At 48.5% G+C, this 24,012-nt stretch carries 15 protein-coding genes; 10 read left to right on the plus strand and 5 right to left on the minus strand.

All coding sequences use genetic code 11. The features are described 5' to 3' along the window. Nucleotides 1-63: 63 nt before the first annotated feature. Nucleotides 64-1,410, minus strand: coding sequence for a magnesium transporter (mgtE, locus tag ITJ87_RS06805; protein ID WP_165491386.1), 1,347 nt, complete (start codon nucleotides 1,408-1,410; stop codon nucleotides 64-66). 26 nt (nucleotides 1,411-1,436) lie between these two features. Next, a complete protein-coding gene (gene rsmA / locus ITJ87_RS06810) occupies nucleotides 1,437-2,231 on the minus strand; it encodes a 16S rRNA (adenine(1518)-N(6)/adenine(1519)-N(6))-dimethyltransferase RsmA (protein ID WP_117599307.1) in 795 nt (264 codons plus the stop codon). A 135-nt stretch (nucleotides 2,232-2,366) separates the two neighbouring features. On the opposite strand from rsmA, the gene ITJ87_RS06815 reads away from it, so the two are divergent. The 6 genes from ITJ87_RS06815 (at nucleotide 2,367) to ITJ87_RS06840 (ending at nucleotide 14,722) form a co-directional block, all read left to right on the plus strand. Then, nucleotides 2,367-3,353, plus strand: a complete 987-nt coding sequence (locus tag ITJ87_RS06815) for a lysylphosphatidylglycerol synthase transmembrane domain-containing protein (protein WP_117599308.1) — start codon at nucleotides 2,367-2,369, stop codon at nucleotides 3,351-3,353. 337 nt (nucleotides 3,354-3,690) lie between these two features. Further along, nucleotides 3,691-5,148: an aminoacyl-histidine dipeptidase gene (locus ITJ87_RS06820; RefSeq protein ID WP_117599309.1), complete on the plus strand. Its 1,458-nt coding sequence runs from the start codon at nucleotides 3,691-3,693 to the stop codon at nucleotides 5,146-5,148. Between the two features lie 699 nt (nucleotides 5,149-5,847). Beyond that, entirely contained in the window at nucleotides 5,848-11,745 is a 5,898-nt protein-coding gene (locus ITJ87_RS06825; protein ID WP_117964866.1) for an alpha-2-macroglobulin family protein, read from the plus strand. A 141-nt stretch (nucleotides 11,746-11,886) separates the two neighbouring features. Further along, nucleotides 11,887-12,960, plus strand: coding sequence for a DUF1573 domain-containing protein (locus tag ITJ87_RS06830; protein ID WP_022402320.1), 1,074 nt, complete (start codon nucleotides 11,887-11,889; stop codon nucleotides 12,958-12,960). A 49-nt stretch (nucleotides 12,961-13,009) separates the two neighbouring features. Further along, nucleotides 13,010-14,113 carry a methylmalonyl Co-A mutase-associated GTPase MeaB gene (meaB, locus tag ITJ87_RS06835; RefSeq protein WP_005824008.1) on the plus strand — a complete coding sequence of 368 codons (1,104 nt, stop codon included), beginning with the start codon at nucleotides 13,010-13,012 and terminating at the stop codon, nucleotides 14,111-14,113. Nucleotides 14,114-14,137: 24 nt separating this feature from the next. Beyond that, on the plus strand, nucleotides 14,138-14,722 hold the full coding sequence (locus ITJ87_RS06840) for a Crp/Fnr family transcriptional regulator (protein ID WP_117964864.1): 585 nt from the start codon (nucleotides 14,138-14,140) through the stop codon (nucleotides 14,720-14,722). 16 nt (nucleotides 14,723-14,738) lie between these two features. On the opposite strand, the gene ITJ87_RS06845 is transcribed toward ITJ87_RS06840, so the two are convergent. Further along, nucleotides 14,739-15,650, minus strand: a complete 912-nt coding sequence (locus ITJ87_RS06845) for a DMT family transporter (protein WP_005835197.1) — start codon at nucleotides 15,648-15,650, stop codon at nucleotides 14,739-14,741. Nucleotides 15,651-15,790: 140 nt separating this feature from the next. On the opposite strand from ITJ87_RS06845, the gene ITJ87_RS06850 reads away from it, so the two are divergent. The 4 genes from ITJ87_RS06850 (at nucleotide 15,791) to ITJ87_RS06865 (ending at nucleotide 19,712) form a co-directional block, all read left to right on the plus strand. After that, a complete protein-coding gene (locus ITJ87_RS06850) occupies nucleotides 15,791-16,621 on the plus strand; it encodes an AAA family ATPase (protein WP_005823999.1) in 831 nt (276 codons plus the stop codon). 11 nt (nucleotides 16,622-16,632) lie between these two features. Next, entirely contained in the window at nucleotides 16,633-17,646 is a 1,014-nt protein-coding gene (locus tag ITJ87_RS06855; RefSeq protein ID WP_005823997.1) for a DUF4435 domain-containing protein, read from the plus strand. Nucleotides 17,647-17,673: 27 nt separating this feature from the next. Beyond that, nucleotides 17,674-18,951: a mechanosensitive ion channel family protein gene (locus ITJ87_RS06860; RefSeq protein WP_057088572.1), complete on the plus strand. Its 1,278-nt coding sequence runs from the start codon at nucleotides 17,674-17,676 to the stop codon at nucleotides 18,949-18,951. A gap of 335 nt (nucleotides 18,952-19,286) precedes the next feature. Next, complete coding sequence (locus ITJ87_RS06865) at nucleotides 19,287-19,712, plus strand: DNA-binding protein (RefSeq protein ID WP_117964862.1); 426 nt, start codon at nucleotides 19,287-19,289, stop codon at nucleotides 19,710-19,712. A 120-nt stretch (nucleotides 19,713-19,832) separates the two neighbouring features. Here the strand turns inward: ITJ87_RS06865 and ITJ87_RS06870 are convergent, their stop codons facing one another. Together ITJ87_RS06870 and ITJ87_RS06875 are read right to left on the minus strand one after the other, a co-directional pair. Continuing rightward, nucleotides 19,833-21,014, minus strand: a complete 1,182-nt coding sequence (locus ITJ87_RS06870) for a hypothetical protein (RefSeq protein ID WP_098032368.1) — start codon at nucleotides 21,012-21,014, stop codon at nucleotides 19,833-19,835. 120 nt (nucleotides 21,015-21,134) lie between these two features. After that, complete coding sequence (locus ITJ87_RS06875) at nucleotides 21,135-23,840, minus strand: TonB-dependent receptor (protein ID WP_117688893.1); 2,706 nt, start codon at nucleotides 23,838-23,840, stop codon at nucleotides 21,135-21,137. Nucleotides 23,841-24,012 lie beyond the last annotated feature (172 nt).

Here is a 24,012-nt window from a genome sequence, read left to right on the forward strand (position 1 = left end):
AATTAATGAAATAAAATGATTACTTCATACAATTTGCCTTGATTTTTTTCTATTTTCTTGTTTTTATGACAGTAAGACTGTGATACCCATGTACAGCATCATGCCTATAATGTCATTGGTGATGGAGATAAATGGGCCGGTGGCAATGGCCGGGTCAACCTTCAGCTTCTCTAAAGTCATGGGGACTAGCGTTCCGAAGATGGAGGCGAACATGACGACTGCAAAGAGGCTGATGGAGACGGAATAAGTGACCGTAGCCGTAGCTCCGAACCGGATAAAATTATAAATGTATACTAGCAGGGAAATGATGGTTGCATTGATAACCGCCACTACAGCTTCCTTAGCTACCTGTTTGAAGGTGTCTTTGGCATCCAGTGAGCTGTTGGCAAGGCCTTGTACGATGATGGCAGACGACTGGGTTCCCACGTTTCCCCCCGTACCGCCAATCAACGGAATATAAAGGGCCATTTCCGGGTGGGCGGCGAAAGTCGTGTCGAAGTTGCCCAATATCATGGAGTTGCCTATACCGCCCAGCATACCGATGAGTAGCCATGGAAGGCGGGCTGAAGTTTGGCGCATAACATTATCGTCCGTTTCTACATCTTGGGACAAACCGGATGCCAGCTGGTAATCACGTTCCGACTGTTCGCGGACTTCGTCCATGACGTCGTCTACGGTAATCTGGCCTACCAGGCGCCCGATGCTGTCTACAACAGGAACTGCCACTAAGTCATACTTTTCGATGATTTGCACCACTTCGTCAATGGGGGTATCTACATGGACGGAGATAGGATCTTTTCGCATCACATGCTTTACCTTGGAGACAGAAGGGGAAGTTATCATTTTCTTTAATGGGAATACTCCTTGCAGACGGTCTTCGTCGTCGATGACGTATACGTAGTAAATTTCATCCAGCTTTTCAGCTTGCAGGCGCATTTCCTTCAGACACTCCGGCATACTCCAGTTTTCATTGACAGTCACCATTTCCGTACCCATCAAACCACCGGCAGTGTCTTCATCATATTTCAGCAGGTCAACGATGTCACCGGCTTGTTCTATATCTTCGATGTGCGAAAGTATTTCCTCCTGCTTGTCTTCATCGAGTTCGCGCATCAGGTCTACGGCATCGTCCGTGTCCATATAATCCACGAAACGTTTGGCAATGGTCTCCGAAGGAAGAAGTTCCAGGAATTCTTTCCGGATGTCTTCGTCCATTTCAACCAGTACATCCGCTGCCGTTTCGTTGTCAAGGAGGCGGTAAACGAAGCGGGCTTCCTCCAAGCCGAGGTCATTGCATAGTTCTGCAATATCCGCCGGATGAAGGTCGGTCAAAAGTGTCTTGACGTTTTCCGCGTCTTTCTGTTCTATCAGGCTTTTGACTTTGTCTATATATTCTTCGTCTATTTCCATGATTATTCGTGTTTAATCACTAACCATTAATCATTAATTGTTCTCAATGCCTGCTCCACTTGGTTGGTCAGTTGAATAAATTCCTTTACGGACAGTTGTTCCGGGCGTTTATTAAATAATACGTCCTCCGTCAGTGGACAGTCTTTGCCGAGTATCGGTTTTATGGAGTTCCGCAGTGTCTTGCGTCGTTGGTTGAACGTGGTTTTCACTACTTGCTTGAACAATTTCTCGTCGCAGCCTAAATCGTGCGTTTCATTGCGCATCATGCGGATGACGGCACTTTTAACTTTTGGGGGCGGGTTGAAGACATGTTCGTGTACCGTAAACAAGTACTCCACTTTGTACCATGCTTGTATCAGTACACTTAGGATTCCGTATGTCTTGCTGCCCGGCCCAGCGGTTATGCGCTCGGCTACTTCCTTTTGTATCATACCCGTACAGCAGGGAATCAGATCCTTATATTCCAGCACTTTGAAGAATATCTGGCTGGAGATATTATAAGGATAGTTTCCCGTCAGCACAAAAGGTTGCCCGCCAAACAATCGTTGCAGATTCATTTTGAGGAAGTCGTCCTCAATGATGTTGTCTTCCAGTTGCGGATAGGCTTCCCGTAGGTAGGCCACTGACTCGTAGTCCAGTTCTACTACTTTGACGTTGCGTTCTTTGGGCAGAAGAAACTGGGTCAGCACTCCCATTCCCGGACCAACTTCGAGGATGGGAATTTCGGGACAGACATCTACCGTGTCGGCAATGTCTTGTGCCACTTTCAGGTCTTTCAGGAAGTGTTGCCCGAGAAACTTTTTAGGTTTAACTACTCTCATGTATCAACTAAATCATTACTTTTGCTCCGTAAACGTAGGCTGTAACGTGAACAACAACCTATCTTTACACGGAGCAAAGGTAGTTCTTTTCAATGAAGAATGAAGAATGAAGAATGAAGAATTTGGGAATATCGTATGAATAAGCTGCTAAAAAAGACGTTGAAAATCATCTTACCCATTTTATTGGGTGGTTTTATCTTCTATTGGGTATATCGTGATTTTGACTTTTCAAAGGCAGAAGAAGTTCTACTTCATCAGACGAACTGGTGGTGGATGTTGTTGTCCTTGTTCTTCGGTGTGATGAGCCATGTGTTGCGAGGCTGGCGTTGGAAGCAGACTTTGGAGCCTCTGGATGCTCATCCCAAAACAAGCGATTGCGTCGATGCCATTTTCGTATCTTATGCCACCAATCTGGTACTGCCCCGTGTGGGAGAGGTTTCACGTTGTGGAGTACTTGCCAAATATGATAATGTTTCCTTTGCGAAGTCCTTGGGGACGGTGGTGACAGAGCGGTTGGTAGATACGCTTTGCATTCTGTTGATTACGGGGATTACTTTTTTGGTGCAGATGCCCGTTTTTTTTCGTTTTTTTGAGGAGACGGGCACCAAGATTCCATCACTGATGCATCTTGTGACTTCTCCTTGGTTTTATGTGGCTCTTTTTTCTATTATTGGTGTTCTGGTACTTCTCTATTTTCTGTTGCGTATGCTCTCTTTTTTTGAAAAGGTGAAGGGGGTAGTCTTGAATATATGGGAAGGTGTGATGTCGCTTAAGAATGTGAAGAATGTGCCTTTGTTTGTTCTTTACACTTTACTTATTTGGCTATGCTATTTTTATCATTTCTATATAACTTTCTATTGCTTCCAGTTTACAGAGCACCTTAGTTTCCTTGCCGGAATGGTGATGTTTGTCGGAGGAACGTTTGCAGTCATTGTTCCTACGCCCAACGGGGCAGGTCCCTGGCACTTTGCTGTCATCACTATGATGATGCTTTATGGGGTAAATGCTACGGATGCGGGTATCTTTGCGCTGATAGTGCATGGCATACAGACGTTGCTGGTGATAGTGCTGGGCATCTACGGGGCGTTGCACCTGGTGTTGGCGAATAGGACAAAGAAATAGACGTTTCTTGTGGTGGGTTCCTATATTGTTATTTCTTATGTTAGAGGACAGAAACAGTTATTTATAGAGAACCACTGTAGTACTCCTTTAAAAGTACTGTAATACTTCTTTGCAATAACTTCGGCATTTCCTTATATGTACTGGAGTCGTAAAGGTTGTTGGAAGATTGGTTTCTTTAAACGATATTGTTGCTTGTATATGGAAGCGGGAGAAATTCCTAAATGATGTAAAAGCCATATTTAAGATAGCCGATGATTTAGTACTTTAGAAAAATCCCGGTTTATTGTACTTTCCGAGAATAAACCGTTATATTTGCGAAAACTAACTTTTTAGAATTATGAGTACAATCTTACAGTTAGCTCCACAGAATGTATGGAAGCACTTTTATTCACTGACCCAGATTCCCCGTCCGTCAGGACATATGGAGAAGATTACCAAATTCCTTATTGATTTTGGAAAAGGCTTGGGGTTGGAATCATTTGTCGACGAGGTCGGCAATGTTATTATTCGTAAGCCTGCCACTCCGGGTATGGAAAACCGCAAGGGCGTCATCCTTCAGGCGCATATGGACATGGTGCCCCAGAAGAACAACGATACTATCCACGATTTTACAACAGATCCCATTGAAACCTATGTTGACGGTGATTGGGTGAAAGCCAAAGGAACTACGCTGGGGGCAGATAATGGTTTGGGAGTGGCTGCTATTATGGCGGTACTTGAAGATAATAACTTGAAGCATGGTCCATTGGAAGCCCTGATTACCAAGGATGAAGAAACGGGAATGTATGGTGCATTCGGTTTGAAACCGGGAACTATGCAAGGGGAAATTCTGCTGAACCTTGACTCTGAGGACGAAGGAGAACTCTATATCGGCTGTGCCGGTGGTCTTGATATTACTGCTACTTTGGAATATAAGGAGGAGATGCCTATGGTCGATTTCGTTGCTCGTAAAATTACGTTGAAAGGTTTGCGTGGCGGTCATTCCGGTTTGGAAATCAATGAAGGGCGCGGTAATGCCAATAAATTGTTGGCACGCATCGTACATGATTTGCTGATTGAGTTTGACTCCCAGCTGGCAAGTTTTGAAGGTGGCAATATGCGTAATGCTATCCCCCGCGAAGCACATGCGGTATTGGTGTTCAATCCTGAGGATATGGACGGTTTGGAAGATTATATGAAGGAATACGAGGCACAACTGAATGACGAATATGCTCCGATTGAAAGTGGTATTACTCTGAGTGTAGAAGAGGTGACTCTACCTGCTGCCGTTGTTCCCTCAGAAATCCAGGATAATATGATTAACGTGTTGATGGCTTGCCAGAATGGTGTGATGCGTATGATTCCTACTGTTCCCGATACTGTAGAAACCTCCTCTAATTTGGCTATCGTAACCATTGCAGATGGTAAGGCCGAAGTTCGTATTTTGGCGCGTAGTTCTTGCGATACAATGAAGGATTTCCTGGCAGACAGCCTGACAGCTTGTTTCGCTATGGCAGGTATGAAGGTGGAATTGAGTGGTGGTTATTCCGGATGGCAGCCCAATGTGGATTCTCCTATACTGCATGCCATGAAGCTGTCCTATAAGCAGCAGTTTGGTGTGGAACCTGCCGTGAAGGTTATTCATGCAGGTCTGGAATGCGGTATTATTGGTGCCAATTGTCCAGGACTCGATATGATTTCTTTCGGTCCCACTTTGCGTTCTCCGCATTCACCGGACGAGCGTGCATTAATTCCTACTGTTTCCAAGTTCTATGATTTCTTGGTGGCTACATTGGAGCAGACTCCTGAAAAGTAGAGAATACTTTATGTTATGAATAGGGGCGGGGTGCTTTATAAGTATCCTGCCTTTTTTATCTGTGACAGTTTGTCCTCTTTCTGCCAGAATGTCTCGGACTTATTACAATGCATGTCAATATCCTTTCACTTTCTCCTTGAAAATTGACTTAAGTCAAGAAATGTGTTATAAAACATGTTTTCTATCCATTTTTTGCTTGCTATCTTGAACAAAGGCTCTATTTTTGTGTTGTAAAACATGAAAACAATAGAAAACTAGTAGATTTTTTAAGGATAACAAGATTGATTTTAGGAGGATAACAAAATGAAAGTGTTAAAGAGTTTTTTTAAGCATGTCGGCGAAGCCGATAAGAACATTTGGGGATATGTAATGCTTTAAGCATTCCTTCCCTTTCGTGAAGTATCGAATTTTAGTTTTCAGGTATTGGTTTAATTTTTTAAGATTATGAAAAAGAAGATTGCAAATTCATTTAAGCACATTCTTACCGCCGCTGGTAAGAATTGGATGGAGGCAATGAGATATTATAGCCTCCAAATGTGAGTACACTAACATTTAAGTATAGAACAAGGGATATGTTTGCAAACATATCCCTTGTTTTTTTGTAGGAGTAGAATAAGATTTTTTATATCTAAAAGTACATTTGTTTGAACTTTATTCACTTCCTTTGTTATTAATACAAAGACTAACAAACGAATAATCATGAGAGTAATTCAAAGAATTTGTAGCATATTGTTGCTGCTGGTTACATTCGGGGTTTCGGCATTGTATGCGCAGACGTACGATAAGTTGTGGAAGCAGGTGGAGCAGGCTCAAAAGAAAAGCCTGCCTCAAACAGTGATAAAACTGGCTGATGAAATCTATCGGAAAGGTCGGCAAGAGAAGAATGCTCCGCAAATGTTGAAAGCCTACATTTGTAGGGAGACTTATCAAGGGGGGCTGACTCCGGACAGCCTTTACTCCAGTCTGAAATATATGGAATCTTGGGCACAATCGGAGAGGAATCCGGTGAACAAGGCTATTCTACATTCTTTGTTGGCATATGAATATGCTGACTTGATGCGGAAGAATCGCCGTGTCTTGCTGTCACGTACTCTACTGGCTGTTGACGAGGTCCCGGAAGATATCCGTGAGTGGAGTATCAGCCAGTTTGTGGATAAAATAGATAGGTGTAACCGTGCATCCTTGCAGGATTCCATCCGCTTGCTTGATACATCTGCAGAAAAATATGTGCCTTTTGTGGTGTTGGAAGACGGTAGCCGGTTCTATGGGCACGATATGTACCATCTATTGGTAAGCCGTGCTGTTGATGCTTATCGGCAGCTGGATGGTTTCAGTGTGGATTCTTTGGTACAGACCCGTATCGAAAGGATTTATCTGGATATGATGAATGCTTATCGCCATCGTGCCGGTTCGGAAGATGCTATGTTGCTCTGTTCTCTTGATTATTGGAACTGGAAGTTGACCGGTGGTATCAGCCAGCAGCCTTATCCTACTTTCCGAATGCGTCAGGAAAAGGCTAATTGGGAATATCTTGAGGTTTTGAATAAATTGATAAAGGAATACGGTTCACGAGAGGTTTGTGCCGAGGTTTACATTCATAAAGCCAACCACCTGCGCCGTTTGGAACCGAAACGCGCTGATGAGGCTCTAAAAGTCTGTGAAGAAGGCTTGAAGCGCTATCCTGCGTATAAGCGTATCAATGAGTTGAAAAATATCCGTGAACAGATTTTACAGCCTGAACTCATTCTGACTATGAATGAAAGCGGTTATCCCGGCGATTCGGTGAATATGAGGCTGCATTATCGTAATGTCGAGGGCTTCACTCTCAACTTATATACCACTACTTTAAGTGAAGTACCTTGGATGGACCATGGTATAAATAAAGATACTTATAGAAAGTATGCCCGGAAGTTTTCTTCCACGCATTTTGGCTTAAAGCCGTTGCCAGGCAAGGATAAATTGCCTGAAGATGTCCCTTATCTTGCCTCGGACACTGTATTTAAGTTCATGATTCCTCGGGAAACGGGAGTCTATATTCTTCAAATAGTACCTGATACTGAAACGGCCCGTACAGATGATAAATTTCTGGTATCTACCCGCTTCAAGGTGCTGACATTGGATTTGGGTGACAACCGTATGGAAGTGGCTACATTGGATGCCCGTAGTGGACAGCCGATTGCTGGTGCCAAGGTGAGTTTCTACTCTTCTTATGATGAGAAGAATAGAAAAGCGATGGCAGAGGTACTGACTGATGCCGGGGGGAAAGCTGTATTACCCTGGCAGAGTGAAATCCGAAGTTATGTGGCGCGTAAAGGCAGAGACACAGCCATGATGCCGCAGAACGTTTATATGAATCATCCTTATTACGGTATTAAGGATACAGATTGGAGGCAGATGGCATTGCTGACAGACCGTTCGCTTTATCGTCCCGGGCAGACCGTTCATGTAAAAGGGATAGCTTACAAGCAGAATAGTGATAGTGCCCAGGTACTACAAGGAGTTGATTATGAGCTTGTCTTGTTGGATGCCAACCGCAAGGAACTTGCCACCAGGAAGGGGCGGACCAATGATTTCGGCTCTTTTGCTACGGAGTTTGTACTTCCGGCAGCTTGCCTGAATGGCATGTTCAGCATACGAACCAAAGAGCCTCAATCTACCGTCACTTTTAGGGTAGAGGAGTACAAGCGACCTACGTTCGAGATTGCCTTCACTCCGGTTTCGGAAGCTTATCGGCTGGGTGACAAGGTTGTGTTGAAAGGAAATGTCAAGGCCTTCAATGGCATGATGGTGCAGGATGTGCCATTGGCATATACGGTGACTCGCCGGAATCCGAGACCTGGTTATTGGAGCAATGCTGATAAACCATTATTGTCTGACACCATACAATTGGATACCAACGGGGATTTTTCCATACCCTTGACTTTGGAAGCTCCGGCTGTAGATACAGACGGGTATGGGAGTGTGTATACTTATCATGTGGAGGCGGTGGTGACGGATGAGGCCGGTGAAACGCAATCCGCTTCGTATAACTTGTTGGCAGGTCCTAAGGCTTATTCCTTTGATATTCGCTTGCCTCAATATGTTTGTAAGGAAGACAGTATGCTTTTCACTTTTGGAGTGAATAATGTAATGAATATTCCTCAGCACATTGAAGGTTCCTATTGCCTTTATCCATTTGCAGAACAAAATGGGGCAAGGAATATTGCAGGTTCTGAACCCTTGGATGATGTTGTATTGGAGGGTACCTTCACAGCCAATCGGCTCCAGGATTTTTCGGCTTGGAACAAGCTTCCTTCAGGTAACTATCGCTTGAAACTTTCTGTACGTGATAGTTTGGGACGTGAAGAGAATAACGGGGCATATGGCAGTGACAGTTTCATGCTCTTTTCAAAGAGTGACAAGCGTCCGGCTGCGTTTACAGATTTCTTTTATTATAAAGAAAATGAGGAATTTGATGTACAGTACCCTGCCGCTTTTCTTTTGGGGACTTCTTATCGGGATGCATATGTGCTGATGGATGTCTTTTGTGACAGAAAACGCATTGAAAGCCGTGTGTTGCAGTTGAATGATACTATTATTCGTATGGAATTCCCTTATAAGGAAGCATATGGCAAGGGAATCACCATTCTTTTCAGTTTTGTGAAAGCTGGCGAGATGTACAGTCATCAGGTTGAACTGAAGAAGCGGGAGCCGGAACGTGCTCTCGACATGAAATGGGAAGTGTTCCGTGACCGTTTGCGTCCCGGACAGGAAGAAGAGTGGAAGCTCGTCATAAAGACGCCTCAAGGTATGCCTGCTGCGGCTGAGATGTTGGCTACGATGTACGACGCTTCACTGGATAAGATTTATAAGAGTAACCAGATACTACGGGTTTTCTATCCGGATAATCTGTATGGGGCATTCCGTGGTGCGAGCCGTTATAATAGCAATTACTTCTCCGTTTATTTCCCGTTGAAGGCTTGGAGGGTTCCGGTGTGGTCGTTTGACTACTTCTGTTCTCCTTATATGGATGGAAGGATGCGGATAGTGATGGTAGAAGACAATGCGCTTTTGGAAGAAGTAAGTGTTGTGGGGTATGGGACTACCCGGAATAGCTCTTTGACCGGTAATCTTAGAATACGTGGTGCCAACCAGCCGATGCTTGCTTCCAAAGCAGAATCCGGGAATGCCGTTGAAGTGAAATATGTTCCTGCACAAGTAGCGGAAGACGCGGTGGAAGATGTTGTTTTTGAATCGGAAACGATACCGGTTGGCGAGGCCTTGCAACCTATTGAGGGGCTTCGCACCAACTTTGCCGAAACAGCCTTTTTTTATCCTCAACTTCGTACAAACGAACAAGGGGAGCTTGCGTTTTCTTTTACGATGCCGCAGAGCTTGACTCGTTGGAATTTCCGTGGTTACTCACATACTAAGGATATGCTGACTGGGATATTGGATGCTTCCGTTGTAACTGCCAAGGAGTTTATGCTGACTCCGAATATGCCTCGGTTTGTCCGCGTTGGAGATAAAACACAGATAGCCGGAACAATAGCCAATCTGACGGGTAAAGCGGTGAAAGGAACAGCAGTATTCACACTGTTCGACCCTATGACGGAGAAAGTTATTGCTACTCAACGTCAGAAATTCTTGGTAGAAGCAGGAAGAAATACTGCTGTCAACTTCCATTTCGAAGTGTCCGACCGCTATGATTTGCTTGGTATTCGTATGGTTGCCGATGGAGGTACGTTTAGCGATGGCGAGCAGCATCTGTTGCCCGTATTAAGTAATAAGGAGTATATTACGGAAACGCTTGCTATGCCTATCCGTGGCGAGGAGACCCGTACGTTCTCATTAGACAGCCTTTTCAACCGTAATAGCCGTACAGCGACAGACCGTCGTCTGACTGTAGAATTTACCGGGAATCCGGCTTGGTATGCTGTACAAGCGTTGCCGGCATTGAGCCTGCCTGCCAATGATAATGCCATTTCTTGGGCTACAGCTTGGTATGCCAATAGTCTGGCAGGCTTCATTGCCAACAGCCAGCCCCGCATTAAGACTGTATTTGACAGTTGGAAGGCTGCCGGTGGCACGAAAGAAACCTTCCTCAGCCAGTTGGAGAAGAATCAGGATGTGAAGAATATCCTGCTCAGCGAGTCTCCGTGGGTACTGGAAGCTACTACTGAAGCCGAACAGCAGGCACGTATTGCCACGCTGTTTGATATCAACCAACTGAATAACCGCAATCTTTCCGCTTTTACCAAATTGAAAGAATTGCAGGGTGAAGACGGTGGATGGAGCTGGTATAAGGGAATGTCCGGTAGCCGCTATATAACTGGCTATATTACAGAATTACTTGTTCGTCTTCCTCTGCTGACGAAAAATGAACTGTCTGAAGAAGTTGCCGCCATGCGGCAGAAAGCTTTCGGCTATTTGAATCGGCAGGCCTTGGAAGAGTATCGCAATATCCGTAAAGCCGAAAAAAATGGCGCCAGAATTACTGCCAACTCCGAATCGGCAATGACATATCTGTATCTGATAGCCCTTAGCGGCGAACAAGTGCCGGCAGACAATCAAGCGGCTTACCGCTATTTCCTATCAAAAGTAGGTGCCAATCTTAAAGATGGAACCATGAGCAGCAAGGCGCAGTCTGCCATCATCCTGAAAGCAGTAGGGCGTACAGCCGAGGCGAATGAATTCATCGCTTCCCTCAAGGAACATCTGGTACAGACGGATGAACTGGGTGCATACTTTGCTTTCCAAGCAAATCCGTATAACTGGGGTATGCTGCCCATCCCTGCCCATGTGGAAGTAATGGAAGCCCTGCGTATGGCAGGTGGCAACGATGCTTTGGTGGAGGAAATGAAACTCTGGCTGCTGAAACAGAAGCAGACTACCAGTTGGAATTCTCCGGTTGCAACGGCTGATGCTGTTTATGCATTGCTTTGTCAAGGTACTAATCTGCTGGAAAGTCGGGGAGACGTACGTATCACGTTAGGTAACAAAGTTTTGGAAACATTGTCGCCTACAAAGACCATAATCCCGGGTTTGGGTTATGTCAAGGAAACCTTCGCTCAAGGAAGTCCGGAGCTGAAAGCTAAAACCGTCACCGTAGAGAAACGGGATGCAGGCATTGCCTGGGGAGCTGTTTATGCCCAGTATCTGTCACCCATATCTGATGTAAAGCAGCAGGGGGGTGAATTGAATGTAGAGAAGAAACTTTATGTAGAGCGTATATCGGCCGGTGGTAGCAAGTCCTTGCAACCGGTTACGGAAGGGACCGTATTATCCGTCGGTGATAAAATAGTGGCCCGTTTGACTATCCGCTTGGACCGTACTATGGATTTTGTTCAGTTGAAAGACCAGCGGGGTGCCTGCTTTGAACCTATAGGCTCGCTTTCCGGTTATCGTTGGAGTAATGGCCTCGGTTATTATGCAGAAGTGGAAGATGCCGCAACCAATTTCTTCTTCGACCATTTGGGCAAAGGCGTTTATGTCTTAGAGCACAGTTATCGCATAGCCCGTGGCGGAACATACGAAACGGGGCTGGCCACGATACAGTGTGCGTATGCTCCGGAGTATGCTTCGCATTCGGCGGGAGGGATAATTGTAATAAAGTAACAATAGAGTATGGAGCGGAGCGCAATTTGTACAAATTGCGCTCCGCTATTTTAGGTACTCTCGCTAAAAACACCTATTTTTGTCCGACTAATATTGAATGAGAGTGGCAGAATTAGGAAATCTTGATATTAAGAAAAATAGATGAAGCGGATATTGATAACTTTATATGTGCTTGCAAGTGTGGTATTGACTGCTGTAGCGCAAGCTCGTTTTACCTCGAATACAGAGATGTACAGTTTCGGCCAGATAGAATGGAAGCATCCCGTGACTGTGCAATATACCATCACCAATACGGGTGACCAGCCTTTAGTGCTTACAGAAGTAGAGCCGGATTGCGCCTGCTCCGTGGCCCAGTGGACAAAAACGCCTATTGCTCCGGGGGCAAAAGGAACAGTAAATGTGACTTTTGACGCCAAGGCATTGGGACATTTCCAGAAATCTGTGGCTATTTACAGCAATGCGCAACCCAATCTGGTCTATTTGAAGTTCAATGGTGAAGTAGTACAGGAAATCAAGGACTTTACCAAGACGCATCCCTATCTTATCGGTCAGATACGTATTGACAAGAACAGCCTCGACTTCCCCGATATTCAGCATGGTGAGCAGCCGGTGATTCATATCGGCGTGGTCAATCTTTCCGACCGTCCTTATGAACCGGTACTGATGCATCTGCCCCCTTATTTGCAGACAAAAGTAGAACCTAACGTGCTGCAAAAGGGAGAAAAAGGAGTGATTACACTTACATTGAATTCGGAAAGACTGACTGGCCTCGGACTGACTCAAACGTCGGTCTATCTTTCTCGCTTCTCCGGTGACAAGGTGGGCGATGAAAACGAGATTCCCGTTTCTGCCATTCTTTTACCGGATTTCTCCGGAATGACGGAAGTGGAGAAGGCAAATGCTCCTGTCATCAGCCTTTCTACCAAAGAAGTTGATATGAGTGCGATATTGGCAAAGAAGTCAAAAGCACGTCAGGATATTACCATTACCAATACCGGGCGTTCTCCTTTACAGATAAACAAACTCCAGGTATTCCACCCGGCAGTGGGAGTTAACCTCAAGAAGAGTGTATTGCAACCCGGTGAAAGCACCCGCCTGCGGGTAACGGTAGTGAAGAAGAATATAGGCAAGAAGCGCCGTCATCTGCGTCTGCTGATGATTACCAATGACCCGATGCAGCCGAAAGTTGAAATCAACATTAAAGCAAAACAATAAGAAGTCGTAAAGTCCTTCATAACTCATAACTTATAACTCACAAATAGCCATGGAACATCCCGAAAATAATGAAGCATATAAAGGCTTGGTTGTCAATGCAGGCATTGAGCAACCTTCATCGGTCAATCCTTACTTGAAGAACCGTCCCAGGCGGAAGAAACGCGAGCTTTCCGTATCAGACTATGTGGAGGGTATAGTGAAAGGTGATGTTACGGTACTCAGCCAGGCTGTAACACTGGTGGAAAGTGTGAAACCGGAGCACCAGGCTGTGGCGCAGGAGGTGATAGAGAAGTGTTTGCCCTATTCGGGCAACTCCGTCCGTGTGGGTATCAGTGGTGTCCCCGGTGCCGGTAAAAGTACCTCTATTGATGTATTTGGCTTGCATGTACTGGAGGAACACGGCGGCAAGTTGGCCGTTCTTGCCATTGACCCGAGCAGTGAACGCAGCAAAGGCAGTATTCTCGGTGATAAGACGCGTATGGAGAAGCTCTCCGTTCATCCCAAGTCCTTTATACGTCCCAGTCCCTCTGCCGGTTCGCTGGGTGGCGTGGCACGCAAGACGCGTGAAACGATTGTGCTTTGTGAGGCTGCCGGTTTCGACAAGATATTTGTAGAGACGGTAGGGGTGGGGCAGAGTGAGACTGCCGTACATTCTATGGTAGACTTCTTCCTGCTGATACAGCTGGCGGGTACGGGCGATGAGTTGCAAGGCATCAAACGCGGCATCATGGAAATGGCCGATGGCATTGTTATTAATAAGGCTGATGGCGACAATCTGGAGCGGGCCAGACTGGCAGCAACGCAGTTCCGTAATGCGCTGCACCTCTTCCCGGCTCCGGAGAGCGGTTGGACACCCCAAGTGCTGACTTATTCCGGTTTCTATAATCTTGGTGTAAAAGAAGTGTGGGATATGGTCTACAAATACATTGACTTTGTGAAAGATAACGGCTATTTTGAATACCGCCGCAATGAGCAAAGCAAATACTGGATGTACGAGACCATTAACGAACAGCTGCGCGACAGCTTCTACCACAATCCGCAGATTGAAGCGATGCTGACTGGCAAGGAAAAACAAGTGCTACAGGGCAACTTGACTTCTTTTGTGGCTGCCAAGAACTTGCTGGACACCTATTTTGCAGAACTGAAGAAATAAGGGCATATCCCTTTCCCTATATCGATGACTAAGGAAAACAACATGGAAGTGGCGCGGCGGTTTACCCGCCGCCTTCATGAACTCCCTTCTGAGGAGCTGGAGCTCATTGCCGGTTTGTTTGTACGCTGTGAGGTGCACAAAGGAGAACTGTTGATTAGTGAGAAAGATATAGCCAGGGATATTGTTTTCGTAGAGAAAGGACTGCTTCGCCAGTTCTATTTCAAAGAAGGCCGGGACATTACAGAGAACTTTGCCTGCGACGGTGACGGCGCTATGTGTATCGTCAGCCTTTTCACCGGACGCCGTAATTGCCTTCAGCTGGAATCCTTGGAGGAAGGCGTCATCTGGAGCATTTCGTATGCAGGACTGGTCGAACTCTCTGAGCGTTATCTGCATATAGCCCGTCTGCTTCGCCATTTATTGGAGGGGTCTTTAATGCTTTCCCAATATAAAGCAGACTCTTGGCGTTTCGAAACCTCACGCGAGCGGTATGCGCGCTTCGTCAGGGATTATCCGGAGATAGCCCGGCGTGCCTCAGTCAACCACATAGCATCTTATCTGTTAATGACTCCCGAGTCTCTGAGCCGGGTACGTGCCGGAGTACTGTGACGGCGGAACGGCTGTTTTATACGGCTTTCCCTTCTTTCTCGAAATCCTTGCGTGACTTGCTTTGTGTCACGATGTACACTCCCAGGAATACCAAGGCTATGGCTATTCCCTTTTCCAAATTGAACACTCCCAATCCTAAGATGATGGCAACGGTTGAGGCCACGATGGGCTGCATGTAGTTGTACATGCTCACCACAGTGGGGCGCAACAGCCTCTGTGCACTCATTATGAAGATATAGGCAAGGAAGCTTCCTCCCACAACCACATATCCCGCTTGCAGCAGGGCGGCTGTAGATATTTCGCTCCACTGTATGGCAGCCACGTCGTGGTAAGAGAACGGGATGTAGCACATGGAGGCATAGACAAACATCCATTTGTTCAGGGTGATGGGAGAGTATTTCTGCGACAACCCCTTGAATACGGTCAGATAAATGGAGAAGCTGATTTGGGCGAGCAGGCAGAGAAGGTCTCCGATGAGGCTGCCATTGCCGGCACCGGTGGTCTGGCTGCTCATGATGAGTATGAATGCGCCCATAGCCCCTACAAAGATGCCCAGCACTTTCTTGTTGGTGACCGGCTCTTTCAGATAGATTGCAGCCACTATCATGGTGACGATGGGCAGCGTGGTTGTAACGATGGAGGCGTCTATGGGCGAAGTCATGGAGAGTCCGAAGATATAGACACCCTGATTGAATACCAGCGCGAAGAGTGCGGCGAAGAATATCTTCAGCATGTCCCGGTGGTCCACCTGCTCGCGTTTGCAGAACAAGGAGAGGAGCCAGAAGCAGGCGGCTGCGCCTACCATGCGGAATGTGGTTACTGACAACGCGGAAAACTCCGCTAAGGCCGACTTGCCGATAGGTGCCATCAGCCCCCATAAGATATTTGCGGTAAGGGCGAACAGATGCCCTTGAATGTTCTTGTCCATACTCTTTTGTTCTTTGCGGGTGCAAAAGAACAACTATTTTCTGAAAAGAGAAAATCTTTCATTATATGATTTTTCTGGTTCATGGGCGTAGAAATAAGAGATTATCGTGTATATTTGCTTCTAATTAAAAGCAAGAAACCATGGAAGTACAAGCCAATTACATCAAGCGTATCGAAATACACGGATTGTGGCATCGGTACGATATTGCCTGGGACCTGCGTCCTGACGTCAATATACTTTCCGGCATCAACGGAGTGGGGAAGACCACTATCCTGAACCGTTCGGTCAACTATCTGGAACAGACATCGGGTGAAGTGAAGAGTGACGAGAAGAACGGCGTACACGTCTACTTCGACAACCCCGCAGCCACCTTTATCCCCTATGATGTAATCCGCAGCTACGACCGCCCCCTCATCATGGGCGACTTTACGGCACGCATGGCCGATGCCAACGTGAAGTCGGAACTGGACTGGCAGCTCTATCTGCTCCAGCGCCGTTATCTGGACTACCAGGTGAACATCGGCAACAAGATGATAGAACTGCTCAGCGGTGACGAAGAGCAGCGCAGCCTGGCTCCCTCCCTTTCCCTCCCCAAGCGGAAGTTCCAGGATATGATTGACGAGCTTTTCAGCTATACCCATAAGACGATAGACCGCAAAAGCAACGACATCGTTTTCTATCAGAACGGCGAGCGCCTGCTGCCCTACAAACTGTCTTCGGGCGAGAAGCAGATGCTGGTCATCCTGCTGACCGTGCTGGTGCGTGACGATGACCACTGCGTACTCTTCATGGACGAGCCGGAAGCCTCCCTGCACATCGAATGGCAGCAGAAGCTCATCGGCATGATACGCAGCCTGAATCCCAATGTGCAGCTTATCCTCACCACCCATTCGCCCGCCGTCATCATGGAAGGCTGGCTGGATGCCGTCACCGAAGTCAGCGAAATCTCCTCCCTAATCCCTAATCCTTAATCCCTGCCCAAGTGTCCACTTCTTTAAAACATAACCTTACTTCCGCCTATCTGGATGCCGCCCGCAAGTTGTCTCCCAAGAGAGCACGCAGGCGCATAGTGGCGTATGTGGAGAGCTATGACGACATCGCTTTCTGGCGGACGCTGCTGTCCGAGTTCGAGAATGAGGAACGTTATTTTCAAGTGATGCTTCCCTCGGCCACCTCTCTGGCAAAGGGCAAGAAGATGGTGCTGATGAATACGTTGAACACATCGGAGCTGGGCCGCAGCCTGATAGCTTGTGTAGACAGCGACTACGACTTCCTGCTGCAAGGTGCCACCAAGGTGTCGCATAAGATAAACAAGAATCCCTATATCTTCCAGACTTATGGCTATGCCATCGAGAACTTCCACTGCTTTGCCGACAGTCTGCATGAAGTCTGTGTGCAGGCCACGCTGAACGACCGGCATATCCTGGACTTCCCCGCTTTTCTGAAGCGTTATTCTCAGATTGCCTATCCGCTGTTTCTGTGGAATGTCTGGTTCTACCGCCAGCACGACACACACACTTTCCCGATGTACGACTTCAACGCCTGCGTGCGTTTGCAAGAGATAAACCTGCGTCATCCTTACCGTAGTCTGGACGAGATGCAAAAGACGGTGTCGGCAAAGCTGTCCGAACTGCAAGCCCGTTTCCCCCGCTACATCGACCGGGTGGAGCAGCTGGGCACGGAGTTGGAACGTTTGGGACTGACTCCGGACAATACCTATCTTTATATCCAAGGACACCATATCATGGATTGTGTAGTGCTGAAAATCCTTATCCCGGTATGTACGGTGCTGCGTCGTGAACGCGAGCAGGAGATAAAGCGCCTGGCAGAGCATAACGAACAGTTCCGCAACGAACTGACGGGGTATGAGAACAGTCAGGTCAATGTATCCGTGATGCTGAAAAAAAACAGCGGCTACAAGAACCTTTATCTTTATCAGTGGTTGAAAGAAGACATTATGGAGTTCCTCGAGCGGGAGGAACAGTCGCGTAGATAAGATTGCCGTTATGATAAACATACGATTATGGAGATATTGAAGAAGATAGACGACCTTTTAATCGGGTGGGGCATATCCCCTTCCCGGGCTGATATGCTCGACCAATTCATTGCCTTCGCACTGATACTTGCCGTTGCTTTCCTGGCGGATGCCCTATGCCGGAAAATCCTGCTGAAGGTAGTGGCACAACTGGTGAAGAAGACCAAGGCTACGTGGGACGACATCGTATTCGACCGTAAAGTGATGGTGCACCTCAGCCGCATGGTGGCTCCCGTTATCATCTATCTGTTTGTTCCATTGGCATTTGTCGAAGTCGGTTCATCGGCAATGGATTTCATCCGGCGTATCTGCCTTATTTACATCATCATTACTTTCCTGAGTTTCGTTAACTCGTTCCTGAAGGCTGTTTACAGTGTATACAGTGAGAAGGAGCAATTTCGTGACCGCCCTTTAAAAGGGATGTTGCAAACCATGCAAGTCATCCTATGGCTGGTGGGCGGCATTGTGGTCGTGGGCGAACTGATAGGCCGCGACCCGCTTTCGCTGCTTGCCGGATTGGGTGCTTCGGCAGCCATCCTGATGCTGGTATTCAAGGATTCCATTATGGGCTTTGTCTCCGGTGTGCAGCTTTCGGCCAACGACATGCTGAAGGTGGGCGATTGGATTGCCATGCCCAAGTATGGCGCCGACGGCACGGTGATAGAAGTGACACTGAACACCGTGAAAGTGCGCAACTGGGACAATACCATTACCACCATCCCTCCTTATCTGCTTGTCAGCGACTCCTTCCAGAACTGGCGCGGCATGCGCGAGAGCGGTGGGCGGCGAGTGAAGCGCAGCATCAATATCGACATGACCAGCGTCCGTTTCTGTACCCCGGAGATGCTGGCAAAATATCGCAAGATACAGCTACTGAAAGATTATGTGGAGCAGACGGAGGAAGTGATTGAAAAGTACAATGTGGAAAACGGCATCGATAACTCCATCCTCGTCAACGGACGCCGCCAGACCAATCTGGGGGTGTTCCGGGCGTATCTGACGGCTTATTTGAAAAGTCTTCCCGACGTAAATCAGGAACTGACCTGCATGGTGCGCCAACTCCAGCCTACCGACCGCGGTATCCCGATAGAACTTTATTTCTTCTGTGCGCTGAAGGATTGGGTGCCCTATGAAGGGGTGCAGGCGGATGTGTTCGACCATGTGCTGGCAATCATCCCCGAATTCGATTTGCAGGTATTCCAGTCTCCGTCCGGCAGAGATTTCCAGCGGGTACTGCCTGCTGCTTCCGAAGAAAAAGGAGCTTGATTCCGACCATCAAAAAGGCCTATATCTATTGTATTTCTCATAGGGAGTCATTACCTTTGAACCCTATACTGAAAGGTCAGAACATCCCCATCTTTTCTCCCAAAACATCCCCATGTTTTGGGGTATTACATCCGGGTGTTTTGAGTGAAAACATCCCCATGTTTTGGGGCAATACATCCGGGTGTTTTAGGTATTCAGTCATATAGTGAAAGGTATTCGGTCACGGAGTCTTTACCGTAAGGTATAGGCTTTGTGTATGCAAGTTGTAGGTGTGCCTCGCGTCGGGCGGGAATATCTTTCGTTTTTTACGAACCTAATTATAAAGAAAGATTGGTATGTCAATGAATTATGTGGTCCGCAAGAAGGTGGACAAGAGTGGAGACAAGGAAGTGGTGCGCTACTACGCGGCGTCAAAAGTGCTTCAGCCGGAACCGGTGAGCAATGACGAACTGGCCAAGAGGCTGGCTTTTGTCAGCTCCCTGCAGGTGGGCGATGCCCAGTCCGTGCTGGTGCAACTGCCGGATATTATGGCGGACTATCTGGCCAGTGGACGCACGGTGAACATCAAGGGACTTGGAAACTTTTTTCCCTCCATCACCAGCGAACCGGTGGAACGGATAGAGGACTGTACGGCAGATAAAGTGCGCATTTCGCGTATCTGCTTCAGGGCGGCAGGCAGTTTCATGCAGCGCGTTTGCCGTCATCTGGACTTGTTCAGCTTTCAGGTTCAGGAATTGAAGAAGGAGCTGAAGAAGAAGTAAACGGTACTTTTAGTTTCTTTCTTGAAACAGCGCGTACCCCTTGAAGCCGGAAGGCATTCGAGGGGCACGCTGTTGAAGAAGTTGTGTGTTTTTTTATAGCCTTGCGAGTGCTTCTTTTTTTTACTTCACCCAGCTTCCGTTCATCCAGCTGCATTCTTTCCTGATGTCCTCGAAAGAGCTGTAGCTCAGGTTGGCGTCCACCTTGTTGCTTGTCACGGCGATGAAGTCGGCATGGGTGTAGATGCCTTCTTTGCTGCTCAGCTCGGAGGTGAGGGTGATGTTGGTCAGCTTGGAGGTGCCGTTCTTCAGGGCGTTTTCGGTAAGGGCGGTTTCCACGGTCAGGGGTTGGCCTTTGCCGCAGACCTTGGCGTTGTCTATTTCCACTTCCGTGCCGGCACGCAGACGGATGCCTTGCTTGCTGCCGCCGTTGCCGACGAGGATGAGGTTCTTCAATACGGGGTGGGCAACGGGAGTGGCGGCGTTGTTGCTGCCGTTGTTGTCGCACTCCATCAGGCAGTCGCAGTCGTAGCCCAGTGTGGATTCGGCTTCTTGGTAAGCCACGAGGTTGGTGCCTTTGCCGTTCCAGCCTTCGGTCCAGTCGAAGGAGTCGTCGCTACAGCTTACGGCTACGAGGTTGCTCACGTTTACCGAGCCGCCGAAGAACTCAAAGCCGTCGTCGGAACCTTTGTAGGCTTGGCAGTGGTCCACGATGGTACCGTTGCCTACGCTGTAGAAAGAGATACCGTTGGCTTCGTGCTCTTCATCGAAGGCAAAGCCGGTGTATTCCAGACGAATGTATTGCAGCGTGCCCGAGTTGTCGGCATCATCGTTGCCGCCGTAAACGGCACCGCCTATTTCAGAACTTCCCTTGCCGCCTTCGGCATTGGTGTGGGCGCGTCCGCAGATGTGGATGCCTCCCCATGCGCCCGGCTCTTCTTTTTCGCTGGTCATTACGATGGGTTTGTCCGGCGTGCCTACGGCGTTGATTTTACCGCCCTGCTTCACGAGGATGTAGTCTGCGATGTCATCGTAAACGGCGATAATCTTCACGCCTTCTTCTATGTGGAGCGTGGCACCTTCTTCTACGATGTATTCGCCGCTCAGCTTGTAGGTGTTTCCGGCAGCCAGGGTCACGTCGGAGGTGATGGTACCTTTCAGTATCGTACCGTTTTCGATTTCATTGCCGTTTCCGTTGCCGCCGTTGCCGTCATTGTCGTTGTTGTCGTCGCTGCTGCAAGCGGTGAGGATAGACATTCCGGCTACAAAGGCCAGAGAGTAGAATTTCCATTTCATTGTTTTCATAATTCAATTGTTTTAGTTGTTATATCCAATTTATCTGTCTGTCATTCAGATTGATTCTCTTAAATCTGCTTGTTTGTCAAAGAGTGTTCTCCGTTCCCTTCAGGGGGAGGGTGGGAGACTTTATAGGTTGTAGCTTATTCCCACCTCGAAGTTCGTTCCCTTGCGGTAGCGTTCCACTTCCATCTCCTGCCCCGTGGTGGGCACATCTTGCTTGAAGATGACATCGCGGTTCAGCAGGTCGTTCACTTGCAGCTTCAGGTTGAAGTGCTTGTTCAGGCTATATCCGGCGCTGAAGTTCAACGTGTGCAGCGTCTGTTGCCTGACATCGCCCAGACCCGACACGCCTACCGCATGGATGCGGCTGCCTTGCAGGTTGTAGAGTAGGGCGAGGTTGAGCTGCCTGTCTTCGCCGAAGCGTGGCGAGTAGGTGAGGTCGGCATTGGCAAGGATGGGCGATGCGCCTTGCAGCGAACGTTCCTTGTTGGTGTAGGCACCGCCTTGGGGCAGCTTCACGTTGGTGTACATGTAACTGATGTTGGCGCCTAGGCGCAGGTCTTTGACGAGCCGTTTGCGCATCTCCAGCTCCACGCCGGCAGCCATGCCGTTGTCGGCATTCTTGAAGCTGTGCAGCGTGGCGCCGCCTTGCAGGTCTTGGATGCGTTCGATGGGGCTGTCGAGGTATTTGAAGTAGCCGGTCACGGAGAGCATGTCGCCGTCCTTGCCGAAGCGTTCGTAACGTAGGTCGAAGTTGTAGTTGTAACCGTTCTGCAACTCTTCGTTACCGCGGATTTGTGCCGAACCGTAGGACTCTTGATAGAGGAAGGGGGCCATCTCGATGAACGAGGGACGGGTGACGGTGCGCGAGGCAGAGAAGCGGATGCTGTTGGTGGGGTTCACCGCATATTTCAGGTTCAGGGCGGGGAAGAGGTCGTTCTTGTCTAAATTGCGCCGACGGGAGTACCAGTCGCCGCCGTCGCTGGCGTAGCGCACCCATTGCTTGCTCATTTCGTAGCGCAGGCCGAGGTTCACCAAGAGGGCTTCGGTGGGATAGAAGTCGGTCAGCAGGTAGGCGGAGTAGATTTCGTTTCCGGCGCGGTAGCTGTCTTTGGGCTGCATCACACGCTGTACCACGATTTGTCCGTCGGCAATGTTCTGCTGGTTGAGGAAGCCGTCGGTGTTGTAGATGTCGGTGATGACGGGGTTCAGTTTGTTCAGGTTGTAGTAGAAGCGGGTAGCGTTGTAGTCGCGGTTCTTGTCCTTGTAGTTGAAGCCGAGCTTGAGGTGGCTGGTGTCGTTCCACTTCCAGCGCATGGCGAGGTTGGCATTCCACTCTTCTTCGTCCAGGCTGCCGAAGTAGCGCATAGTCTCTTGGCGGTTCAGTTTGAAGAGCCTGAGACTGCCGTCGTTGTCTTTGACGTACATCACTTGCCGTCGGTCGGGCTCTTCGCTGCCGGTCTTGCTGTACGAGCCTCCCCAGGTCAGTTGCCACCTGTCGCCCTCGCCGAAGTTATGGATTCCGTTCAGTTGATGGTTTTGCAGGGTGTATATGTGCATGATGTTGTTGCTGCCGGTCAGCTCGTGTCCTTCGGCATCAGTACCTTCGCGGCGCTGGTAGGTGTCGATGGCGTTGCGGGCGTAGAAGAAAGTGTAGCCTATGCGGTCGCTCCGGCGCAGGGTGTAGCCCAGGTAGCCGAGGGCGGCGAGCTTCAGTTCCTGCGCAAAGCTGTCGTAGGAGAAGTCGTCCTGCACGGTGCCGGTGGCCTCGAGTGTCTTGTAGAAGGCATCTTCCATGTTTTGGTAGCCGTTGCTGGCGCTGAAGGAGGCGAGCAGGCTGAGTGTCTGGTTGCCTATACCGAAGTTCTTGCCGAAGCCGAGGTTCCCGCCCAGTTCGGGCAACGAACTCTTCTTGCCGGCGCTGAAGGAGGTATCGAAGATATTGCGGGTCTTCACGTATTTGTCAAACTCCATCAGGGGCATGCCGAGGGCGGCTGCGTCCACTCCGGGTGTCTTCAGGAGCGAGCCGCTGCGGTCCATCTGATAGCGGTCTTTGCCTAAGGTGTTGAACTTCCCGCCCGTGTTGAGGCTCAGTTGGAAGAAATCTTGCGGTATGTTTTCTTTGGTGCTGATGTTGATGTGCGCACCGCTGTAGTCGGCAAAGGCGGCTGCGTCATACACCTTGCTGACGGTGATGTTCTGTACGGTGGACGAGGGGAACAGGTCGAGCGGCACCAGCTTGTTGTCCGGGTTGGGCGAGGCGATGGGCAGTCCGTTCAGTGTGGTGGTGCTGTAGCGGTCGCCCAGTCCGCGGACGATAAGTTGTCCGGCGCTGGCGATGGAGATGCCCGTTATTTTCTTTACTCCTTCTTCCACATTGCCGATGCCTTTGAGGGACATCTCTTTGGAACCGAGGTTCTCGATGGCGAGGGTCGCTTTTTGCCGTTCCATCTGCAAGGCGCGTTCGCCCTCAAGGTTCTTCTTGGCGGTGACCTGCACTTCGCCCAGGGTTTGCGTGTCCGGCTCCATGTCGAAGTTCAGCACGGTTTCGCCCTTTATCTCTACGGCATTTATCGTCATGTCTTTGTAGCCGATGTAACGGACGGTGAGGGTATAGGTTCCGTTTTTCAGCTCCAGTGTATAGTTACCATCCAAATCGGCGACGGCGCCTTGTGCCGTTCCGCTCACTTGCACGGTGGCTCCCGTCAGCGGTTCTTTGGTTTGTCGGTCGGTGATTGTCCCTTTGATGGTTCCCGCCGTGGCAGCCATGACGGAAAGTGTGAGGAATAAAATAAGGAAGAAAATCTTTCCCAAGTCTAATTTCATGCTCATCTCTTTTCTTTGTACGTTTTTTAATCCGCTGCAAAGATGAGGCAATGACATTACACCGGTGATACATGGCACATACGTTTCATTTTCAAATTTATTACGATTCGGTTACCGCACATTCTTCCGGATTGTTTGTTATCCTTATATATAGGCTGCTTGGGACGAAAAAGGTTTC

Origin of the sequence: Bacteroides sp. HF-162 (genome assembly GCF_015679285.1) — a bacterium.
Lineage (GTDB): Bacteria > Bacteroidota > Bacteroidia > Bacteroidales > Bacteroidaceae > Bacteroides > Bacteroides uniformis.